Annotated in this window: 20 protein-coding genes and 1 tRNA gene; 13 read left to right on the top strand and 8 right to left on the bottom strand. The window is 41.1% G+C overall.

Annotated features, from left to right (window positions below; all coding sequences use genetic code 11):
- Positions 1–87: 87 nt before the first annotated feature.
- From ACFN7Z_RS04405 to ACFN7Z_RS04390, 4 genes are all read left to right on the top strand, one after another.
- Entirely contained in the window at positions 88–1,077 is a 990-nt protein-coding gene (locus tag ACFN7Z_RS04405; RefSeq protein ID WP_004982677.1) for a LysR family transcriptional regulator, read from the top strand.
- A 129-nt stretch (positions 1,078–1,206) separates the two neighbouring features.
- Positions 1,207–2,535 carry a hemolysin family protein gene (locus ACFN7Z_RS04400; protein WP_010327265.1) on the top strand — a complete coding sequence of 443 codons (1,329 nt, stop codon included), beginning with the start codon at positions 1,207–1,209 and terminating at the stop codon, positions 2,533–2,535.
- 236 nt (positions 2,536–2,771) lie between these two features.
- A complete protein-coding gene (locus ACFN7Z_RS04395) occupies positions 2,772–4,112 on the top strand; it encodes a CitMHS family transporter (RefSeq protein WP_005400436.1) in 1,341 nt (446 codons plus the stop codon).
- A 121-nt stretch (positions 4,113–4,233) separates the two neighbouring features.
- Positions 4,234–4,518, top strand: coding sequence for a hypothetical protein (locus ACFN7Z_RS04390; RefSeq protein WP_010327266.1), 285 nt, complete (start codon positions 4,234–4,236; stop codon positions 4,516–4,518).
- A gap of 47 nt (positions 4,519–4,565) precedes the next feature.
- On the opposite strand, the gene ACFN7Z_RS04385 is transcribed toward ACFN7Z_RS04390, so the two are convergent.
- Positions 4,566–5,078, bottom strand: a complete 513-nt coding sequence (locus ACFN7Z_RS04385) for a hypothetical protein (protein WP_010327267.1) — start codon at positions 5,076–5,078, stop codon at positions 4,566–4,568.
- Between the two features lie 173 nt (positions 5,079–5,251).
- Here ACFN7Z_RS04385 and ACFN7Z_RS04380 point away from each other — a divergent pair, with 173 nt between their 5' ends.
- The gene (locus ACFN7Z_RS04380) at positions 5,252–5,980 is read left to right on the top strand and encodes a hypothetical protein (RefSeq protein WP_010327268.1); all 729 of its coding nucleotides are present in this window, start codon (positions 5,252–5,254) and stop codon (positions 5,978–5,980) included.
- Positions 5,981–6,018: 38 nt separating this feature from the next.
- Here the strand turns inward: ACFN7Z_RS04380 and ACFN7Z_RS04375 are convergent, their stop codons facing one another.
- Entirely contained in the window at positions 6,019–7,788 is a 1,770-nt protein-coding gene (locus ACFN7Z_RS04375; RefSeq protein WP_010327269.1) for an alkaline phosphatase, read from the bottom strand.
- A gap of 212 nt (positions 7,789–8,000) precedes the next feature.
- Here ACFN7Z_RS04375 and ACFN7Z_RS04370 point away from each other — a divergent pair.
- Positions 8,001–8,086: transfer RNA gene (locus ACFN7Z_RS04370), tRNA-Leu, on the top strand.
- Between the two features lie 97 nt (positions 8,087–8,183).
- On the top strand, positions 8,184–8,552 hold the full coding sequence (locus ACFN7Z_RS04365) for a hypothetical protein (RefSeq protein ID WP_010327270.1): 369 nt from the start codon (positions 8,184–8,186) through the stop codon (positions 8,550–8,552).
- Between the two features lie 54 nt (positions 8,553–8,606).
- Here the strand turns inward: ACFN7Z_RS04365 and ACFN7Z_RS04360 are convergent, their stop codons facing one another.
- The 4 genes from ACFN7Z_RS04360 to rlmE all read right to left on the bottom strand — a co-directional run bounded on the left by ACFN7Z_RS04360 (position 8,607) and on the right by rlmE (position 12,740).
- Positions 8,607–8,918 carry a DUF5713 family protein gene (locus ACFN7Z_RS04360; RefSeq protein ID WP_010327271.1) on the bottom strand — a complete coding sequence of 104 codons (312 nt, stop codon included), beginning with the start codon at positions 8,916–8,918 and terminating at the stop codon, positions 8,607–8,609.
- Positions 8,919–9,078: 160 nt separating this feature from the next.
- The gene (folP, locus tag ACFN7Z_RS04355) at positions 9,079–9,930 is read right to left on the bottom strand and encodes a dihydropteroate synthase (protein ID WP_010327272.1); all 852 of its coding nucleotides are present in this window, start codon (positions 9,928–9,930) and stop codon (positions 9,079–9,081) included.
- Between the two features lie 134 nt (positions 9,931–10,064).
- Positions 10,065–11,957, bottom strand: coding sequence for an ATP-dependent zinc metalloprotease FtsH (ftsH, locus tag ACFN7Z_RS04350; protein WP_004695609.1), 1,893 nt, complete (start codon positions 11,955–11,957; stop codon positions 10,065–10,067).
- A gap of 132 nt (positions 11,958–12,089) precedes the next feature.
- The gene (gene rlmE / locus ACFN7Z_RS04345) at positions 12,090–12,740 is read right to left on the bottom strand and encodes a 23S rRNA (uridine(2552)-2'-O)-methyltransferase RlmE (RefSeq protein ID WP_004695608.1); all 651 of its coding nucleotides are present in this window, start codon (positions 12,738–12,740) and stop codon (positions 12,090–12,092) included.
- Positions 12,741–12,934: 194 nt separating this feature from the next.
- On the opposite strand from rlmE, the gene yhbY reads away from it, so the two are divergent.
- Together yhbY and ACFN7Z_RS04335 are read left to right on the top strand one after the other, a co-directional pair.
- Positions 12,935–13,258: a ribosome assembly RNA-binding protein YhbY gene (gene yhbY / locus ACFN7Z_RS04340; RefSeq protein ID WP_004982701.1), complete on the top strand. Its 324-nt coding sequence runs from the start codon at positions 12,935–12,937 to the stop codon at positions 13,256–13,258.
- A 12-nt stretch (positions 13,259–13,270) separates the two neighbouring features.
- Positions 13,271–13,810 (top strand): DOMON-like domain-containing protein, encoded by a 540-nt coding sequence (locus tag ACFN7Z_RS04335; RefSeq protein WP_395442588.1) that lies wholly within the window; start codon positions 13,271–13,273, stop codon positions 13,808–13,810.
- An 86-nt stretch (positions 13,811–13,896) separates the two neighbouring features.
- Here ACFN7Z_RS04335 and ACFN7Z_RS04330 read toward each other — a convergent pair whose 3' ends face one another.
- Entirely contained in the window at positions 13,897–14,343 is a 447-nt protein-coding gene (locus tag ACFN7Z_RS04330; RefSeq protein ID WP_010327273.1) for a hypothetical protein, read from the bottom strand.
- Between the two features lie 308 nt (positions 14,344–14,651).
- On the opposite strand from ACFN7Z_RS04330, the gene carA reads away from it, so the two are divergent.
- From carA to ACFN7Z_RS04310, 4 genes are all read left to right on the top strand, one after another.
- Positions 14,652–15,794, top strand: coding sequence for a glutamine-hydrolyzing carbamoyl-phosphate synthase small subunit (gene carA, locus ACFN7Z_RS04325; RefSeq protein ID WP_004695603.1), 1,143 nt, complete (start codon positions 14,652–14,654; stop codon positions 15,792–15,794).
- Positions 15,795–15,808: 14 nt separating this feature from the next.
- Positions 15,809–19,042: a carbamoyl-phosphate synthase large subunit gene (gene carB, locus ACFN7Z_RS04320; protein WP_010327274.1), complete on the top strand. Its 3,234-nt coding sequence runs from the start codon at positions 15,809–15,811 to the stop codon at positions 19,040–19,042.
- 93 nt (positions 19,043–19,135) lie between these two features.
- Entirely contained in the window at positions 19,136–19,612 is a 477-nt protein-coding gene (gene greA, locus ACFN7Z_RS04315) for a transcription elongation factor GreA (protein ID WP_005400425.1), read from the top strand.
- Between the two features lie 211 nt (positions 19,613–19,823).
- Entirely contained in the window at positions 19,824–20,441 is a 618-nt protein-coding gene (locus tag ACFN7Z_RS04310) for a CatB-related O-acetyltransferase (protein WP_010327275.1), read from the top strand.
- On the opposite strand, the gene ACFN7Z_RS04305 is transcribed toward ACFN7Z_RS04310, so the two are convergent.
- Positions 20,413–21,840 carry a P-loop NTPase fold protein gene (locus ACFN7Z_RS04305; RefSeq protein WP_029575085.1) on the bottom strand — a complete coding sequence of 476 codons (1,428 nt, stop codon included), beginning with the start codon at positions 21,838–21,840 and terminating at the stop codon, positions 20,413–20,415. The genes ACFN7Z_RS04310 and ACFN7Z_RS04305 overlap by 29 nt on opposite strands.
- Between the last annotated feature and the right edge of the window lie 179 nt (positions 21,841–22,019).

The following is a 22,019-nucleotide window of genomic DNA, read 5'->3' as shown; positions in this document are numbered from 1 at the left end:
TTTTTTTTTCGTCAGTTTATTACACAAGCCCGATGGCTTATGGCATAATGCAAATAATTTCATGATTTTATTCTCGGTATTTATTTTATGAATCTGGAGCGGGTTGATCTAAACCTCTTAATTTACTTGGACGTACTTTTACGCGAAAAAAATGTAACCCGAGCAGCTGAACAATTGGGTGTCACCCAACCAGCAATGAGTAATATTCTACGTCGTCTTCGTAACTTATTTAATGATCCCCTGCTAATTCGCTCTTCTGAAGGTATGACACCAACCGAACGGGCTTTAGAATTACAACCCCGCATACGTGACGCTCTTTCTGATCTCTCCATGATTTTGGAACCTCGTACCGAGTTCCGTCCTTATACCTCAAATCGTGTTTTTCGTATTATGACTTCGGACTATGCCGAAGCCACCTTAGTTCCCCGCCTCGTTAAAGCACTGCGTTCAGAAGCACCCAATGTGGTTTTAGACTTCTTAACCCCAAGTGATGTGTCATATCGTGATATGGAACAAGGTAAAGTTGATCTAGCCATTAACCGATTCAATGAAATTCCACAAAGCTTCCACCAAGTTTTGGTCTGGCGTGACAGTTTTTCATGTTTGCTCAATGGTAAACACCCTGCTGCCAGCAACTTAAACCTAAAAAGTTACCTCGATGCACAGCATATTTGGGTCTCTAAAACAGGTATGGGCGTTGGTTTCGGCGTTAACCCTGAAAAACAAGCAGGTCTAGGTTGGATTGATCAAGCTTTAGAGCGTATTGGCCAAAAACGTAAAATTTCGGTCTTCACTCGACATTATCAAATGCCTGCACTATTGGCTTCAAATGTAGATTTGATCGCGACTTTACCGACCCGTATTGCACGCTTACAAGCCAAAAGTCAAAATCTCTTGATTAAAGACCCACCTTTTTATATTCCAGAATTTGAGTTGAAAATGGCATGGTGTCCACTGTTGCATCACCATCCTGCACATCGCTGGCTCAGACAGCTGATTTTGTATGTGGCACGTCAAATGATTGAGGAAGAAAATCGTGAGTTTTTAGGCAATAACTCGCAATTCTCACATTATTAAGCACTCAAGCTCTAAATAATTCATTTTCATACCAATAACTCAGGTATGATAGAAGACAGTAAGTGATTACTGTCTTTATTTTTTTGTGTTAAAAATATTCATAATAACGATGAATCACAGGTGGATTCCGTGAGCCTTTTTCAAAACATAGTTATCATTCTAGTCCTGATTGCTGGGGCGGGTTTCTTGTCTCTGACAGAAATTGCACTGGCAGGAGCACGTAAGGTCAAGCTGAAAATCTTGGCTGAGTCGGGCGATGATCGCGCACAGAAAGTTTTGAATTTACAAGAAAATTCTGCTGACTTCTTTGCCGCTTCACAAATTGGCTTAAACGCAGTGGCGATCTTGGGCGGTATTTTAGGTGAAGGGGCTTTTCGTCCTTACTTCATGAGCTTTGTTTCTCGTTTTTATACTGGCCCCTGGTCTGAAACTATTAGCTTTGCGCTATCTTTCACTTTAGTCACCTCGCTATTTATTTTGTTTGCCGACCTCATGCCAAAACGTTTGGCCATGATTGCCCCAGAGAAAATCTCTATTGCGGTGATTAACCCCATTCAGGTGTTTATTAAGGTCTGCAAACCTTTGGCTTGGATTATTAATGCCCTTGCCAACTTGTTATTCCGCCTGTTTAAAGTGAATACCACACGTGATGACAACATTACCTTTGATGACATTTCTGCAGTGATGGATGCGGGTGCGCAAGCTGGGGTGCTACAAAAGCAAGAACATCATTTCATTGAAAACGTATTTGAGCTTGAAGAGCGGAACGTTCCTTCAAGTATGACTACGCGTGAAAATGTGGTGTATTTTACTTTAAATGAATCCGAAGCCAGTATTCGTCAAAAATTGGCTGAATATCCTTATTCTAAGTTCTTGGTGTGTAGTGAAAATATTGACGATGTAATTGGCTATGTCGATGCCAAAGACATTCTGGTCCGTATTCTGAATAATCAATCTTTACTACAACTCAATGAAAGCACTATTCGTAATGTTCTCACCATTCCAGACACATTAACCTTGTCTGAGTTATTAGACCGTTTCCGCTCCACCAAAGAAAAATTTGCCGTTGTGATTAACGAATATGCTTTGGTCGTGGGTGTCATCACCCTGTCGGACATTATGATTACGGTGATGGGCGATTGGGTGACTCCGATTGAAGCCGAACAACAGATTATTAAACGTGATAATAATTCATGGCTAATTGATGGCAGCACACCGATTGAAGACATGAAGCATGCACTGGCCATTGATGAAATGCCAGATGAAGAAAATTATGAAACTTTGGCTGGTTTTATGATGTACCGTCTGCGCAAAATTCCACGCCCTGCCGATACCGTAGAATACGCAGGCTTTAAATTTGAAGTGGTCGATGTCGATCATTTTAAGATTGACCAACTTTTAGTGACGCGCTTACTTGAAGAAACACTACAGCCTGCAACCCAAACAGTCGAGGAATAGAAACATCTCCTTAAATTAAAACCTTGCAACTGCAAGGTTTTTTTTGCTTCAGATTTAACCATATGAAGTTATACAAAATAAGTATCTTAACCATACTTTACAGATATATATTATTTATTAGAAAAATAGAATGAAAAATCACATATGTTTAAGAGCATTTAAAAATCATGCTGAATTGCATACTATCGCTGTCACTTGATGAATAAACAGACTTAACACGTTCAAAGGATTGATCCATGCTGACCATTTTAGGTTTAGGCATGATTATGTGCTTCATGTACTTAATCATGTCCAAACGACTGAGCGCTCTCGTTGCTTTAACTTTAATCCCTATCATTTTTGCATTACTTACTTATGTTTTAAGTCTCTTTGTTGACAACCTTGCTGGATTTGATATTGCTGAACTTGGCAATATGATGATGGAAGGCATTAAAAAGCTCGCTCCTACGGGCGTAATGCTTCTTTTCGCAATCCTTTATTTTGCAATTATGATCGACACGGGTTTATTCGACCCTTCAGTGAAGTGGATTTTAAAGCAGGTTAAAGGCGATCCTTTAAAAGTGACCCTCGGCACCATTACGCTGACTTTAATTGTTTCCTTGGATGGTGACGGTTCAACCACTTATATGATCTGTGTTGCCGCAATGCTACCGTTGTATAAACGTATTGGTATGAGTCCTTTAATTATGGCTTGTCTGATGATGCTTGCGAGCGGAATCATGAACTTAACCCCATGGGGTGGACCAACAGCACGTGCTGCAACGGCATTGCATGTCGATCCAAACGATGTCTTTGTTCCGATGATTTTACCAATGCTGGTTGCAATTGGTTGGTTATACTTCCTCGGCTTTATGTATGGCCGTATGGAGCGTAAGCGCATTGGTATTGTGGAATTAGATATTAGTCATGGTGACAGTATTCAAATTTCGCAAGAACCAGAAGCTAACCGTGCCCACTTAAGATGGTTTAACGCACTACTGACTTTGGTCTTGATGGTCTGCTTAGTGATGGGTGTTTTACCTGCGGCCATTCTGTTCATGGTGGCGCTGTGCATTGCATTGGTGGTGAACTATCCTGATTTAGACATGCAAAAGCGTTTGGTTGGTAACCACTCTGCTAGTGCCTTAGCTGTAGTCGGGATTATTTTCGCGGCAGGTATTTTTACTGGTATTTTGTCGGGCACAGGTATGGTTGAAGCTATGTCTCAAGAATTGGTTGCCATTATTCCAGAAAGTATGGGGCCATATTTAGCACCTATCACGGCTGTAATTAGTATGCCACTGACCTTCTTTATGTCGAATGATGCCTTCTACTTTGGTGTACTGCCTGTACTCTCTGAAGCTGCTGGACACTATGGTATCACTCCTGTGGAAATGGCTCGTGCATCGATTGTCGGTCAACCTGTACACTTGCTGTCTCCATTGGTTCCATCGACTTACTTACTCTGTGGATTGGCAGGAATTAACTTCGGTGAACACCAAGAATTTACCATCAAATGGGCAGTGATTACCTGTTTAGTGATGCTGGTTACAGCAATGGTCTTTGGTATTTTCCCACTTTACTCAACGCTGGGCTAATTAAATACCTACACTGAGTTATAACGAACCTTAAGCTCAACAACCGATAAATACCCGATGTGATACATCGGGTATTTTCATTTATAATGCCTTGATATAACAATACAATAGAGTCAAGATTATGTCTTTTTCATTGCCCGCTGTGTTGGCATGTACTTTCTTTTATTCTGCGCTGTATCTGATTTACTATTATTTTGCCCAATACAACCACACACTTCTGATCGTAAGTGCGATTGTTTTGCTGATTTTAGCATGGCGGATTACACCTTATGCTTATGAACGTGGGCAACGAAGCTTTAATGATACTCTGTCTTTTGGACAGTATTCTTGGGATCCACTGATTACATGGTGGCGACTGTTCATTTGGCCCATCAGCTTATTACTGGCTTGGATTTTTCATAGTTAAATAGAAGCCATAAAAAAGCACCCGAAGGTGCCTTTGATACTGCGATCTTAACGACCATACAATTCAAGTAATGTATCTAAAGTCGCTTGATAGTGAATGGTAATATCTTCAGATAAAATTTTATATGCGCTGTCAAACTGAACCATTGGCCAGCCTTCTTTCCAAAATGGGAAGATGTTGTGCAAATCATGGGTCACGGTCGCATCTTCACGTACAATTGCTTGCGCAACTTGTGACAAGACTTGTGCTGTTTCCGCACCATCAATCGCCATGTAATCAATCCCACGTACTTTTAAAATACGGATGCGGTCTTTCTTATAGCGAATTTTTTTGGCTTGACCTTCATTCAGGCCCAACGCCAAAGCTACAGCTTCAACAAACTTACTTTCAAAAGATTGGTTCAAAGCCACAATCGCAAGTTTATGTGCTTCTTGACGACCCGCTTTACCACCCTTAAGAATCTCTTCTTTTGCCTCTGTATCAAGCTCATCGTCTTTCATAGACTGCAAAATGTCTAAAATTTCGATATCACTTAAAGATTCAGGAGAATGATCAGTCATGAACTGCCCTTAGACAAAAAAATTGAATCCGACATTTTCGCATAATTCAGAGTGAAAAAGCGAAATTGTTGTGCTTTTCTCTGTGAATATTCTGTTTCACGTATTTTTTTGAGCCATCCCCTTCCAAATCTACTATAGTAAAGGCTATTTTTCTCATACGCTCTTTTTTGACGATGCAATCCAAACAAGTTCAACTGTTACTGCAACAATTAGAGACCCGCTACCCTGCCGCATTTAAACGTAATTACTTGCTTTATAGTCAAATCAAAACACGCGGTATTTTAGATGACCAGCGTGAAGTTATTCCGTGGGTTTTGGCGGTGATGATTTTTATTCCAATCAGCTTAATTCTAAAAAATTTTTACTTAACTCACTTGGAGAATATCGATCCTCTCCAAAGTCATAGTTACGCCATTATCACTATTTTATTGGTGCTGATGTGGGTCTTACCTTTTGTCATTAAGCAAATTAAACATTCATCAAACTCCTTGTATCAACTGCAACGCCATACACCCATCAAACTCGCGGCGGTGATTCTTTTAAGTGGACTAAATCTAATGTTCCTTGAAAGCAGTTTGCTGATGTGGATCTTGTTTTATTTTGGTGTGAACTTTGGTTTTGTGCGCTTCTATAAAGAAAATTTATTTCGAGACCACAGCCAGTCGGTTGAACATCACCAGTTACAACAACTCAGACGTGTCTGCTTTTGGGCCTATAAACAAACGCTCAAATCACGACTCCAATTACGCTTTAGCTCCCATCAATCTGAAGATTATCAGGCACGAAAACTTCAGCTGGGGCGTGAAGCAGATTTATACGTGCAACTGCTGAAGTATGAGCATGCTTACTGTAAGCAGATTAAGCACATCGATCTCGACAGTTATATCGATGAAAAATTATAAAAAACCGAGCAATGATGCTCGGTTTTTCTAAGGTCATTTTATGCCGTTTGTTTTAATGCACTGACTGGCAATAATGTCGAGTCTAATATCACTTGATGCGAGCGAGTTTCGTCAACGATGTATTCTTTGTGCTTAATACTATCTACGAAAATCCAATCCGCTTGCACCTGCTCTGCGGTAAAACGGACTTTCAAATAACCGCGCTGATTTAAATTGCAATAACTCAGCTCATCAATCAAGGTTGTAAAAGCAAACTCAAACTCTTGGAGTTGTTGCATTGGAATAGACAAATACTTTTCCATACCTGGCGAGGAAACTGAACTTGTCGCTAACTCCACACCCACAAATTGCCCTGTTAAATCGTGTAAGTCCGATGCCCATGCATTATGTGTATCACCAGCCAAGACCACGACTTTTTTATTTAAATACTGCAGTGTGCCGTACAGCGTCTCCCTTTCAACCGCATAACCATCCCATGCATCTAAATTGTAAGGAACCACAGTTTTAATACGAGACAACTGCTCTACTGTTAAAGATGGATCATGATTTAAGTAACGAAGTTTTATTTCCACCAATTCTTTAATGAGTTGATTCACCTGCGCCAAAACATCTGGAGTCACCGCGCCGCTACTGATTGCACTGAGCACTTGTAACATCTCGGCTGGAACAAGCATTTTGCTCATCAACACCTGCTGACCCAAAACTTGCCATGTGGCTTTAGAGCTCGCAAGTTGCTGTGTTAACCATGCGCGTTGATTCAACCCCAGTAACGTTCGATTTGGGTCTTGCATATCTGTAGTAAAGCGCACAGCATCCAAACCCGATGCGGTTAAATAATCTGCATAATCTAACTGTTTGCTCCGCGCTAGAATACGCGTATCCAACATATTTAACTGCACTAAATTACCAAAGTTAAACTGGCGATAAATATTCAAATGATCTTTTTCAGAAAGCGGACGGATTGGCATCCACTCAAAATAGGCCGCCAGTGCCGCAAGTTTACGTTCAAGGAAATCGCCTTCAGTATCTGACTGATGATTTTCAGCACCCTTTTCCCATGTATCATTTGCGAGTTCATGGTCATCCCAAATCACAATAAAAGGATGACGTTGATGCGCGGCCTGCAAATCTGCATCTAGTCGGTATAAAGCATAACGTTTGCGATAGTCATCTAAGCGAATAATTTCTAAGCTATTATCATCCGCCAGTGCACGCCCCATCTCTACAGCCTCTTCCGTTGCATATCCGCCCATACCATATTCGTAAATGTAATCCCCCAAATGAATCACAACATCCACATCCTGTTTTGCAATTTCTTTATAAACATGGAAATAACCCGCTGGATAATTTGAACATGAGCATACGGCAAACTGTACCGACTGTACTTGCGTTGCCAAAGTTTTGGTTTGCCCTGTGGTTGAATATGTCGACGCCGATTTAAAACGGTAGAAATAAACTTGCCCCGCAGCAAGTCCCGTCACATCCACTTTCACAGTAAAATCTTGTGCAGCTGTAGTCAGCACCTTTCCTGTTGCTGTAATGTGTTTAAAGTCTGCATCTTTTGCCACTTCCCAGAGCACCTCTAAACGCGCACTGCTATCCGATGGTGTTACGCGTGTCCAAATGATAACTTGAGTTTGTAAAGGATCACCACTGGCAACCCCATGCAAAAACTGCACTTGCGTAGTGGGCTGTGTGTTTGAATCGGCGTCATCACCACAAGCGGTCAGTGAAATAGGTAAAGATAAAGCACCAAATCCTGCCAAAGTTTTTTGAATAAGTTCTCGGCGGTTCATTTTTTTTGTCATGTGGATTGCCTAAAGACGATATGGACTTGAAATTTATGCGAAAAATATGACATGCATATCTCAAGTCGATGACATTTTTATGACGCCTGAACAAGTGCAGACAGATAATTTTGCTATTTTTTAAACATAAACCGCTGAATTGTTTGAAAAGAAAGCAAATAATCACAAATAGACTTGCCAACTTTTATTTCGTCCTCTATTATTGCGCTCATGCCCGAGTGGTGAAATCGGTAGACACAGGGGATTTAAAATCCCCCGCCCACAAAGCGTGCCAGTTCGAGTCTGGCCTCGGGCACCATTATTAAGCTAATTAAGATGGTGCAATAAAAAATCCAGCAATATGCTGGTTTTTTTATGTCTATAATTTATGCATCGAAGCACATAACAATCACAATATGAAAAAGAACACTCTCATTATCATCTTATGCCTAATTTTTTCAAACATCAGCCATGCAAACCCCACCTCACAGCAAACAGATAGCGATACTTTTTATGACTTGTTTGCAGGCACAATTATTGAAAAAGACCGTCAACTCTATTTACATGCGTGTAAATCAGTAGATGCTCATTTTAAATTAAGCTTTAATCACACTAAAGATGAGCAACATATTCGTGAGGTCATGAAAAAGCATCCAAAATTTTGGCTGAATCTCAGTGCAAATGCTGAAATGGTCGAAGGTGAATATGTGATGACAGTCGATACGATTCAAGATGAACATTTGAACCAAAATTGTCATCTCACCGATCTTTTAGATGAGTTATAACAGCAATCTCAGCTTCTAAAGCAAAACCAACAGAACTTGAAATGAGAGAGTGGCTCACCACTCTCTGTTCACCACCAATTCTTCCATTTCAATATCCATAAACCCAGCATCTTGTACCACCATCATCATCGCTTCAGCAATAAAATCAGCAGCAGAGTCATCTAATGATGAATCTAGATCTTCAAAATGCGGCTTCATTTCATTAATTTCAGCCACTGCGGCATTGGCATATTGATAAATATCACCCTCAGATTTTGCTTTTACAATTTTTTTAGCAAAAGTCTCGACATGCTGCTTCACTTCAGCAACAAGAATATCGGGATAATATTCATCATCAAACATAGGGAGAAGTAAATCTGCAAACATACAGGCACTCAAAATGAGAAACTTAAAAAACGAGTCTGTATAACATAAACCAAACAAATCACCAAATAAAAAAGCAGCATCTGAAGATGCTGCCAGTCTAACAATCTGATATAGATCAAATTTTCAAATTAAATCATTACCTCGGCATTCCGCCGCCCCATTAAGCCATATTCATCGCTTGCCAAACCTTGATCGCATCACTCATGGCTTTAACATCATGGGCGCGCACCATACACGCGCCTTGTTGAATACTCAGCAAATGTCCCGCTACAGAACCCACGGCCCGCTGCCCTGCCTCTGCCCCGCCTAAAGCTTCTCCGATAAAGCGCTTTCGTGACAATGCGGACAAGATAGGATACCCGAGCTGATTTAGCTGATGGAATTCTTTTAAAAGCTTAAGGTTCTGCTTTGCATTTTTAGCAAAGCCAAAACCCGGATCAATCATGATATTTTCAGCTTTGACACCAGCCTTGAGTGCATCCGACACGCGCTGGGAAAGCTCAGTCATGACATCTAGAGTGACATTATCATATTGATCTAAACCATTCATGGTAGTCGGTTCACCACGCATATGCATGATAATCACTGGAATATTCAGTTTAGCTGCCGTCTCTAAAGCATTCGGGCGTGTTAATGCTCTCACATCATTCCAGATATGTGCGCCTGCTGCGACTGCAGCTTGAATCACTTCAGGTTGAGAGGTATCAATCGAAATGACTACATCAAGTTCAGCCAAAGCTTCCACCACTGGGACGACACGACGAATCTCTTCTTCAACCTCAACTACAGATGCACCTGGACGTGTAGATTCACCCCCAACATCGATGACTGTCGCCCCATCCGCAATCATTTGCTGAGCATGCGCAAGCGCTTGTGCTTTGCCATTATGTTTGCCGCCATCACTGAACGAGTCTGGCGTCACATTTAAAATACCCATCACATGCGGTACAGACAGATCCAGTGATAGCTCTCCACAACGTAGGATTTTCTTTGGCAAAGCCATCAATTGCATGTGATATTCTCCAGTCCAACTCGCGTTATCTTAACGCGTTCCCCACTTTTACGCGCTTATTTTTCTTCATCGGAAGTGTAAAATCGCGCAATAAAAAACCACCCGAAGGTGGCTTTTTATTTAACTTTTTAAAATTAAGTTGCAGATGGTAATGGTGGTGGTGTGCTTGGACCATCCGTTGGAGTTACATCCATCACAGGATTTTCTGCAACATATACTTTTGGTGGTTGTGGCTCACGACCTTCCATAATGTCACGAATTTGCTCGCGATCAATCGTTTCCCATTCCATCAAAGCTTTCACCATCGCATGAGCAATATCTTTATTGTTTTCTAAGATATTGCGTGCTACATGGTATTGCTCATCGATGATACGACGAACTTCAGCATCTACTTGTTGCTGTGTTGCTTCAGAAATCGTACGACTACCAATGCTACCCATGAATGATTGCTGAGAATCATCTTCATACACCATTACACCCAGTTTGTCAGACATACCGTACTTGGTCACCATCGCACGTGCCATTTTAGTTGCACGTTCAAAGTCGTTTGAAGCACCTGTCGACATTTGGTTGATAAAGATTTCTTCAGCAATACGACCACCAAACAAAATTGAAAGTTCATTCAACATTTTGTCTTTATAGTGGCTGGTTTGGTCATGTTCAGGTAACTGCCAAGTTACACCCAGCGCCCAACCACGCGGCATAATGGTCACTTTATGTACAGGGTCTGTACCCGGTAGAATTTCAGCCACAATCGCATGACCAGCTTCATGGTACGCGGTTGCACGACGTTCTTCTTCACGAATCACCATCGACTTACGTTCAGGGCCCATGTACAACTTGTCTTTTGCATCTTCAAAATCATGCATATCGACAGTGTTCTTGTTACGACGTGCAGCAAATAATGCAGCTTCGTTCACAAGGTTCGCCAATTGTGCACCCGAGAAGCCCGGCGTACCACGTGCAAGCACTTGTACATCGACACCAGTCACTGAAGGCAATTTCTTCATGTGAACATTTAAGATTTGCTCACGACCTTTAATGTCTGGTAAGCCAACCATTACTTGGCGGTCAAAACGACCTGGACGGAGTAAAGCTTTATCCAGTACATCGGCACGGTTTGTCGCAGCAATGACGATAATACCTTCATTGCCTTCAAAGCCATCCATTTCCACCAACATTTGGTTCAAGGTTTGCTCACGCTCATCGTGACCACCACCTGTACCTGAACCACGATGACGCCCCACAGCATCAATCTCATCAATAAAGATAATACATGGTGCATGACGTTTCGCTTGTTCAAACATGTCACGGACACGAGACGCACCCACACCCACGAACATTTCAACAAAGTCAGAACCAGAAATACTAAAAAATGGTACTTTCGCTTCGCCTGCAATTGCTTTTGCAAGTAAAGTTTTACCTGTACCCGGTGGACCCACCATTAGCACGCCTTTAGGAATTGTTGCACCTAAGCGTTTAAATTTTGAAGGGTCTTTTAAGAAATCAACAATTTCTACAACTTCTTGCTTTGCTTCATCACAGCCAGCGACATCGGTAAAAGTCACTTTAATTTGGTCTTCTGCCAACATTTTTGCTTTTGACTTACCAAAACTCATTGGACCGTTCTTACCACCTGCTCCGCCACCCATGTTGCGCATAAAGAACATGAATAACAAAATGATTAAAAGTACAGGGAAGCTTGCGATCAAAAGTTGCATCAATAAACCTTGACGTGCAGGTGCAGTACCTTCAACGACAACGTTATTTTTAATCAGATTAGGCATAAGCTCTGGGTCTTGAACCGCAGGACGAATACTTTCAAACTCTGAACCGTTTGATTTTTGGCCATGAATTCGTTCGCCATCAATTGTCACTTGCTTAATTTGACCAGCATTCACCGCAGCAACAAACTCTGAATAATTCATCGCTGTCGGCTTTTCATTGCTACTGACATTACTGAAAATAAGGATCAGTACGCCCAGTATCACTAGCCACAATATGGCATTCTTGAAGAGATCGCTCAAAGCTTTATTCCCATATCAATCTAATTTGATCATGCCCTATCGGGTGACCTTAAAGTTTCTGCTGAAGATCAGCTTCGCAAAATAATAAAAAGGTACAAAATGCACAATTTTTAACGACTTGGCAAGTAAACTTTATTTGAAAGCCTTCTTACGGCCTTGCCCAACTAAGAATACTTCCTTAGATCGGGCACGTGATGCAGCAGGTTTTACTGTCTTTAACACATCAAAGTTGTCGACTACTTGCTTACGGAACTCGTCAAAGCCTGTACCTTGGAATACCTTTACAACAAACTGACCATTTGGACCGAGCACTTTCGTAGCAAAATCGATGGCCAATTCACAGAGGTAAATCTGGCGAGGTTGATCTACAGCCTTGTTACCTGAAGTATTGGGGGCCATATCTGAAATTACAACGTCTACTTTACGTCCATCTAAAATATTTAACAATTTATCGAATACTTCTTGCTCACGGAAGTCACCTTGCAAGAAGGTCACATCTGGAAGTGCATCCATTTCCAAAATGTCAGATGCAACCACCAATCCTCGATCACCGACCAGCTTTCCTGCAATTTGTGACCAACTTCCAGGTGCAGCACCCAAGTCAACCACGGTCATGCCAGGACGAATGATGTTATATTTTTCTTGAATTTCAAGTAACTTATAAGCTGCACGTGCTCGATAACCTTCTTTTTGCGCTTTTTTCACAAAATGGTCATCAAGGTGCTCTCTCATCCACGCACGGCTACTTTTGGATAACTTTTGGTTGGTAATGCGTGTTGCCATATCTCTCTAAAACATTAAAATTTCTTAAACTTAATTGTACGTTAAATTCTCTAGGCTTGCAGTATACATCTGTATCCAAATCTTGGGTTTTAGTTGTTTTTTTCTATTATCTAAATCGATTATTTCCACAGAATATACAGCGTTTAATTTCGCAGTTTGTTATACTAAGCCGTTTTTAAAATTAGGTTATCTTTATGGCGACTTTATCCATTCAGGAACGCAAGCGTTTGCGTCAAATCGGTCATGCTTTAAACCCTGTGGTAATGCTTGGCGGTTCAGGTCTGACTGAAAATGTCGTTGAAGAAATTTTACGTGCTTTAAACGACCACGAATTGATTAAAGTCAAAATCGCGGGTGAAGACCGTGAAGAGCGCGCTGCAATCATTGCAGAAATTGCCTCAACTACAGGTGCAGAAATTGTACAGACCATTGGTAAAATTGCATTGCTTTACAAAAAAGCGGCGAAACAAAATGCCAAATTGTCTAATTTAGTCCGTTTCGCTCACGCAGCAAAATAATTGTAGTTTTTTATGGCAAGTTACGAACTCAGTGCATTTGATCGTCGCTTTCAAGCTATTTCGCTTGTTGGTGCGATTGAACAACAAAGCCCATATGCTCTCAATATCGGCTTTTGGTTACGCGATCCCAATTTGTACATGCACTGGCCCGAAGTCGTGAATGCAAATCCTCGTCAAGACTTTTTATGGGAAAACACCTGTATTGAAGTCTTTATCGGGGTAAAAGGCGAAGATTATTATCGCGAAATCAATCTCTCCCCTTCGCAAGCTTGGCAGGCCTATCAGTTTGAGGAATATCGGTATCCTGAAGATATGCCGCCACAGGTCGCTTACGATATTGAACTCAATCAATTGAAGCGTACCCACTATGGTTTAAATGTCAGCATTGATCTGACTGAGTTTATGCTACAACACAAACTGAAATGGGCTGACCTATATCTGGGTTTATCCGCGGTGTTGAATACTTCACAAGGTCAACAGTTCTATGCCATGCAGCATAGTGGTCAACAAGCTGACTTTCACAATAAACGTGATTGGTTGCATCAGTTTTAATCCAGACAAATAAACCCGAGCAATAAAAAAGTGAGGCCATGACCTCACTTTTTTATGCACTTAATCTTGAGTCTCGTACAGCGAGATTACTTGCTTGAAACCTTATTCCACGCATCTAAGGTGTGTTCTTTTGAACGTTTAAACGTTTCAGTCAACTGATCTTTATGTTTTACTGAAATTTCGCTGACATCACCTTTTAACTCTTTACCTAGTTTGGTCAAGTCATCTAAAACGGCCGTAAACTCAGTTTTAACAAACTCTTTTAGTTCAGTTAAGTCTTTTTGAGAGTTCGATAGCTGCCCTTTAATGGTTTCTAAGCGCAGTAAAAGATCTTGTTTAAATTGTCGGAGTTGCTCTTGCACACTGGCATTCAACTGCTTCGCTTCAGCTTCAAGCTTTTCTTTGCTTTCAACTACCGCTTCCGTGACCTGCTCTGTTGCTTCTTTCGCCACTTGCTCAAGCTTTTCAGTGCTTTCTGCAACGACTTCTTTCAACGCTGGCTTTGGTTTGGTCACTTTGTCTTGTTCAGTCATGATGTTATTCCTGTTGTTATATACACAGCGACAGCTTAGCGTGATTCGATAAAATTTAGATTTTGATTTGTTAGACAATTATTTGTTGTTACATTTTTCTTTACAAAACTTAGAAACAGCTTCCGCTACAAAATAAAAGCACTTTATCTTGCTAATTCCATCTTATTGGCATGGACTTTGTTAGTGAAGTTGCGTATAGTGCCATGTTAAGTTCAAGCGAGCAGACATAGGGAGGGTAGGTTTTTAGATAGCCTTCCTTTTTTTTCGTCTACTCGCTTTTTTACAGCCTAAATTTCAGGAGCTTTGGTTTGAGCACCCCAGCAATTTTAGCCCTTGCCGATGGTACGATCTTTAAAGGAACGTCTATTGGTGCATCGGGTAGTACGACTGGTGAAGTCGTTTTCAACACTGCCATGACTGGCTATCAAGAAATTTTGACTGACCCGAGTTATGCACAGCAACTTGTGACTTTAACTTACCCTCATATCGGTAACACAGGTTGTAATGATGAAGACGCTGAGTCAGGTCGAATTCACAAAGTATGGGCCAACGGATTAATTATTCGTGACCTACCTTTATTGCATAGCAACTTCCGATCAACGCAATCTTTAGGCGAATACTTAAAAGAACATAATGTTGTCGCAATTGCAGATATTGATACGCGTAAATTAACCCGTATTTTGCGTGACAAAGGTGCGCAAAATGGTTGCATCCTTGCTGGTGAAAATATTACTGAAGAGCAGGCTTTAGAAAAAGCACGCGCATTTGGTGGTTTAAATGGTTTAGACCTAGCTAAAGAATGCTGTGACCCAACTGGTTTCGAATGGACAGAAGGTTCTTGGGTATTAGGCAAAGGCTTCACACAACCTGAACTTAAATTCCATGTTGTTGCATACGACTACGGTGTCAAAACCAACATCTTACGTATGCTTGCAGACCGCGGTTGTAAACTCACTGTCGTGCCTGCACAAACTCCTGCTGCTGACGTGCTTGCATTGAATCCGGATGGCGTGTTCTTATCGAACGGCCCTGGCGATCCAGCTGCATGTGACTACGCAATTGAAGCTGTAAAAACAATTGTAGAAGACGCTCGCAACCTACCCGTCTTTGGTATTTGCTTGGGTCACCAAATTCTTGCACTTGCCTCAGGTGCAAAAACAGTGAAAATGCCGCATGGTCACCACGGTGCTAACCACCCTGTTCAAAACATGGAAACAGGCACAGTGATGATTACTTCTCAAAACCACGGCTTCGCAGTGGATGCAGAAACACTTCCTGCAAACTTGAAAGCTACGCACAAGTCTTTGTTCGATCAAACTCTTCAAGGGATTCATCGTACAGACAAACCAGCGTTCAGCTTCCAAGGTCACCCTGAAGCAAGCCCTGGTCCGCATGACTGCGCACCATTGTTCGATCATTTCATCGAACTTATCGAAGCATCTAAGAAGTAATTAAGGAAGCGATCATGGCTAAACGTACAGACATTAAAAGTATCTTAATTATTGGTGCAGGTCCGATTGTCATCGGACAGGCATGTGAGTTTGACTACTCAGGTGCGCAAGCGTGTAAAGCTCTTCGTGAAGAAGGCTACCGTGTTATTTTGGTGAACTCTAACCCAGCTACCATTATGACCGACCCTGCGATGGCAGACGCAACATATATCGAGCCAATCACTTGGCAGACTGTTGCTCAAATCATTGAAAAAGAGCGTCCAGATGCTGTCCTTCCAACAATGGGTGGTCAAACAGCATTGAACTGTGCGCTTGCACTGGATGCCAACGGTATTTTAGAAAAATACAATGTTGAATTGATTGGTGCAACCAAAGAAGCGATTGAAAAAGCTGAAGACCGTAAACTGTTTGATGAAGCAATGCGTAAAATTGGTCTTGAATGTCCAAAAGCTGCGATTGCTGAAAACATGGAAGAAGCTTTAGAGATTCAAGCGCGCTTCGGCTTCCCTGTGATTATCCGTCCGTCATTCACGATGGGTGGTTCAGGTGGCGGTATCGCTTATAACAAAGAAGAATTCCTTGAAATCTGTGAACGCGGTTTCGATCTTTCTCCAACCAAACAATTATTGATTGATGAATCTTTAATTGGCTGGAAAGAATACGAGATGGAAGTTGTTCGTGACAAAAACGACAACTGTATTATCGTTTGTGCGATCGAAAACTTTGACCCAATGGGCGTGCACACAGGTGACTCAATCACTGTTGCGCCTGCGCAAACATTAACAGACAAAGAATATCAATTGATGCGTAATGCATCTTTAGCAGTTCTTCGTGAAATTGGTGTAGAAACAGGTGGTTCTAACGTTCAGTTCGGTATTTGCCCAGATACTGGCCGTATGGTGATCATCGAGATGAACCCGCGTGTATCGCGCTCATCTGCCCTTGCATCAAAAGCAACAGGTTTCCCGATTGCAAAAATCGCCGCGAAATTGGCTGTCGGTTATACCCTTGATGAATTAAAAAATGACATCACGGGCGGAACGACTCCTGCTTCGTTCGAACCTGCAATTGACTACGTGGTAACAAAAATTCCACGTTTCAACTTCGAAAAATTCCCACAAGCAGATGCAACACTGACCACACAGATGAAATCTGTGGGTGAAGTAATGGCCATTGGTCGTAACTTCCAAGAGTCTGTAAACAAAGCACTTCGTGGTCTTGAAGTGGGTGCGTGTGGTTTTGATGAAAAAATCGCAGTAGGAACTGAAGGCGCGAAAGAAAAGATCTTGGTTGAACTTAAAGTTCCGGGTCCAGAGCGTATTTGGTATGTGGCTGACGCATTCCGTCATGGTTTCACCTTAGAAGACGTGTTCCAAGCGACGAAAATCGATAAATGGTTCTTGATCCAAATCGAAGACATCATCAAAACTGAAAATGAAATCAAAACTTTAGGTTTTGGTGATCTAAACGCAGACAACATCCGTTCGTTCAAACGTAAAGGTTTATCTGACCTTCGCATCGCGAACTTGATGGGTATTTCACAAAAACAATTCCGTAAGCACCGTTGGAACTTGGGCGTAACGCCAGTTTACAAACGTGTGGATACCTGTGCAGCAGAGTTCGAATCTGACACTGCATACATGTATTCAACTTACGATGATGAGTGTGAATCAAACCCATCTGATAAAGATAAGATTATGGTGATCGGTGGTGGTCCTAACCGTATTGGTCAAGGGATCGAATTCGATTACTGCTGTGTACACGCTGCGCTTGCAATGCGTGAAGATGGTTACGAGACCATCATGGTGAACTGTAACCCTGAAACAGTTTCAACGGATTACGACACTTCTGATCGTTTGTACTTCGAACCAATCACATTGGAAGATGTACTTGAAATCGTTCGTACTGAAAAGCCAAAAGGCATTATCGTTCAGTATGGTGGTCAGACTCCGCTTAAATTGGCTCGTGCTTTAGAAGAAGCAGGTGCGCCAATTATCGGTACATCACCAGATGCGATTGACCGAGCAGAAGACCGTGAACGTTTCCAACAAATGATTCAACGTCTTCAACTTCGCCAGCCAAACAACAGCATTGTAAAATCTGCTGAAGAAGGTATGGCTGAAGCATCGAAAGTAGGCTACCCACTGGTGGTGCGTCCTTCTTATGTACTCGGTGGTCGTGCGATGGAAATCGTATACAACGACGAAGAGCTTAAACGCTACTTACGTGATGCGGTACAAGCATCAAATGAAGCGCCAGTTCTTCTTGACCGTTTCTTAGATGATGCGATCGAAGTTGACGTAGACTGTGTATCTGACGGTAAAGACGTTGTGATTGGCGGTATTATGCAGCACATTGAACAAGCAGGGATTCACTCAGGTGACTCAGCATGTTCGATTCCTCCATACTCACTCTCAGTTGAAATCCAAGACGAAATGCGTCGTCAAACTGTTGCTATGGCGAAAGAGCTTGGCGTTGTTGGTTTGATGAACGTACAGTTTGCTGTGAAAGGCGAAGACGTTTACATCCTAGAAGTGAACCCACGTGCGTCTCGTACTGTGCCATTCGTTTCTAAATGTATCGGTGAGTCTTTAGCGAAAGTGGCTGCGCGTTGTATGGCGGGTCAGTCTTTAGAATCTCAAGGATTCACTAAAGAAATCATCCCGACTCACTTCTCTGTAAAAGAAGCGGTGTTCCCGTTCAACAAGTTCCCGGGTGTTGACCCTATTCTTGGCCCTGAGATGAAATCTACAGGCGAAGTAATGGGTGTAGGTAAAACATTTGGTGAAGCATTCTACAAAGCTGTGTTAGGCTCGAATGAACGCGTACCAGGTCTTCCTACAGAAGGCGAAGTGAAGCATGCATTTATCTCTGTGCGTGATTCAGACAAACCTCGTGCTGTTGGTATTGCGAAGCAACTGGTAGGCTTTGGCTTCAAAGTACTTGCGACTGGCGGTACTTATGAGTTCATTAAAGCTGCAGGTATTGAGTGTGAACGTGTAAATAAAGTCACTGAAGGCCGTCCTAATATCGTGGACCGCTTGAAAAATGGCGAAGTTCACCTCATTATCAATACAACTGAAGGCAAACAAGCTCAACAAGATTCGTTCTCGATTCGTCGTTCAGCGCTTCAAGCGAAAGTGTATAACACTACGACCTTGAACGGTGCTGATGCTGTATGCCAAGCTTTTGCGATTCAATTGCCAATGGATGTATACCGTTTGCAAGATTTACAAACTGTAGGTTAATTCGTTTACCGAGAAGTCCCGTCACCTCTCGGTGGCGGGCTTTTTTCATTTATAAACCTATATTTTTTACACTCACAGACTTGAGGGACAACAATGCAACGTTATCCTATGACTCCCCAAGGCAAATTAGCCTTAGAGAAAGAATTACATCAATTAAAAAGTATTGAACGTCCACGTATTATTGCGGCAATTGCTGAAGCACGTGAGCACGGGGATTTAAAAGAAAATGCGGAATACCATGCTGCGCGTGAGCAACAAGGTTTCTGTGAAGGTCGTGTTCAAGACATCGAAGGTAAATTGGGTGCGGCTCAAGTGATTGATGTAAAAGAACTTGAACAGAACGGTCGCGTGGTTTTTGGGGTGACAGTCACTATCGAAAACTTAGACACCGAAGAACAAAAGACCTATATGATCGTTGGTGACGACGAAGCTGATTTTAAAATCAATAAAATTTCAGTGAACTCTCCTATCGCGCGCGGCCTTTTGGGCAAAAGTGAAGGGGACGAAGCAAAAATTCAAACCCCTCAGGGTGAAGTTGAATACGAAATTGTAAAAGTTGCATATATCTAAGTTTCTTTGATATTTACGGCTGTAGAAACCCCTCGATTGAGGGGTTTTTTGTTTTTGTATTTTACCAAATAGCTCTTCCTAGCCCTCTTCTTATGCACGTGGGAAATTTCACCCCAAGAATGAGATAGATTTAGGGTATTCATTTCCCCTCTTTATCAAAGCAAGACTTTTATTTGTTATAATTTCTCACACTCTTCAACGCTGTCTTTTTATGTCTGAGCCACTGATTAATTCTCCTGTCAAACACTGGTGTGAGTTTGAGTTCATCTCTAAAACGGTGAAGAATCCGAATATTCACATTAAAGGGAATTACTCTTACTATTCAGCGTATTGGGATCAAGGTTTTGAACGTTGTGTCGTGCGTTATTTGCATGATAAGCCCTCGACCATAGACAAACCAATTGATCAACTCTATATCGGCAACTTCGTCTGTTTTGGCGCAGAATGCGTCATTATGATGGGTGGTAACCAACTGCATCGTACTGACTGGATTTCGGCCTTTCCTTTTGATACACGTAGTTTTGTGCTCGCGGGTGATACCATCATTGGAGATGGATGCTGGATTGGTTCACGTGCCATGATTATGCAGGGTGTAACACTCGGTGAAGGTGCAGTGGTGGCAACGGGCGCTGTCGTGACCAAGGATGTTCCACCCTATACCGTTGTGGGTGGAGTACCTGCCAAGATTATTAAGTATCGCTTTCCCGAAGCAGATATAGAAAAACTGCTTGCACTGAAGCTCTATGACTTAGATGAAAAGCAGTTTTTAAAAATGCGTGAGCAGTTACAGACAGATGATATTAACTCTCTGCTTGAGTTTCTGAAATAAAACCAGATTCAATATAATTTTTCCAACTCGTGACAAGATCATCAGATTTACGCAATTTCGTCACGGAATAATCTGAATATAAATCTAAAAGAGCTCTTTCCTTCTCATCCATCTGTCCAGAAGTTGTGTAGTGTTTCATAAAATTTTCCAACTGATCAGCTAATTCCAGAATTCCCAAGCTAGTTAACTTATATTTTTGATTTAAATTATTTATTAAGTTTCTTGCTATATAACTTTCATTATCCCGTTGATGAGTATGATTAGTTATATATTCTAATAATCTCTTTAGAACTCTTCTAAAATACTGCACTGTAACTTGGAAATCCCTATCAAATATTATTGCTATTACAATCATATCCTTATTTAAATTATTTGTTCTTAATAGGGCATATTGATTGACTTTTCTAATAAGCTCTCGCGAATTGTAATTTTTATATAATTGCAATGCCAATACCCAAAAATAAAAAGTACTAAAATGCTCTTTATTTTCAATTTCACCTATTCTAAAAAGCTGCTCTTTTAAGAGCATTTCATAATTATTTATAGCATCCAACTGAGGAAATTTAATCGTGAAATCAATAAACTTTTCGAAGTAATCACCATTCGTTTCAATAGTATAGCCATATAAAGTGTGTACAGACTGTATAAGCTGAGTCTTATTCATCACCAAAACAAAAACAATTTTAGGAATATCAAAAAAGTGTTTAATACGCTCAATCAAACGAATTGCAAAATCAGGACGACAACGATCAAGTTCATCAATAATAAAAACTAGTGGTTTGTCTAACTTTTCAACTGTTTGAGCTAGATGTTTTTTGAATTCTTCTAAAGTTTTCTTTTCAGCTTCATGACCTGCAATTTTCTCTTGAATACTTTCTTTAATTCGATCACTCGTCTCATCTGATAATTTATCTATTTCATCCTGCGCATTTTCATAACCTTGCTGCAAGATTCCACCTAAAAATCCAGCTCCAACAAGATGAAGTCCAAGCGTTAATGCAATTTTCGGTAAAGATGGCAACAATGCTGTTCCTACAGATGCTGATAGATCTATTAGTTTTTTAACCTTACTTTTGGTCTTTTTGTCTTTACTTAAAGTATTTGTAATTTCTGAAGTCACAACTAAAAATGGATCATCTAAATAGTCATTTGCAAATGCATCTAAATAAATCACATTATGATTTTCATCTTCTAAATGTTTTTGCCAGTGTCGAACAAACCAAGTTTTACCCTCCCCCCAACGAGCATCTAAAGCGAGTACAGCTCCACACTGCAAACGATCAACATAATTCGTTAGTTGAATACCCAAACGCTTACGATCCCAAAGGTCACCTTCCCAAGCTGTTTCTATATTCTCTAAATTTGTTCGTTGCCAATTCAGTTGATTCGTATCTGTCATCGTATTTATAAAGTAGTAAGCCATTCATAAATATAAGCTATTTTTTAGACAAAGCCTATGTTTCTTAAACGCTACATATACATTCAACTTTAGTGTTAAATTGATTATTATTCACACGCTTTTGTGCTAATTTAGAAGTGAGAAATTAGCATTTCATATGCAAATATCCATATGAATTT

It is taken from the genome of Acinetobacter sp. P1332 (genome assembly GCF_044057475.1).
Lineage (GTDB): Bacteria > Pseudomonadota > Gammaproteobacteria > Pseudomonadales > Moraxellaceae > Acinetobacter > Acinetobacter johnsonii.
This window is presented reverse-complemented; position numbering and strand designations above follow the sequence as displayed.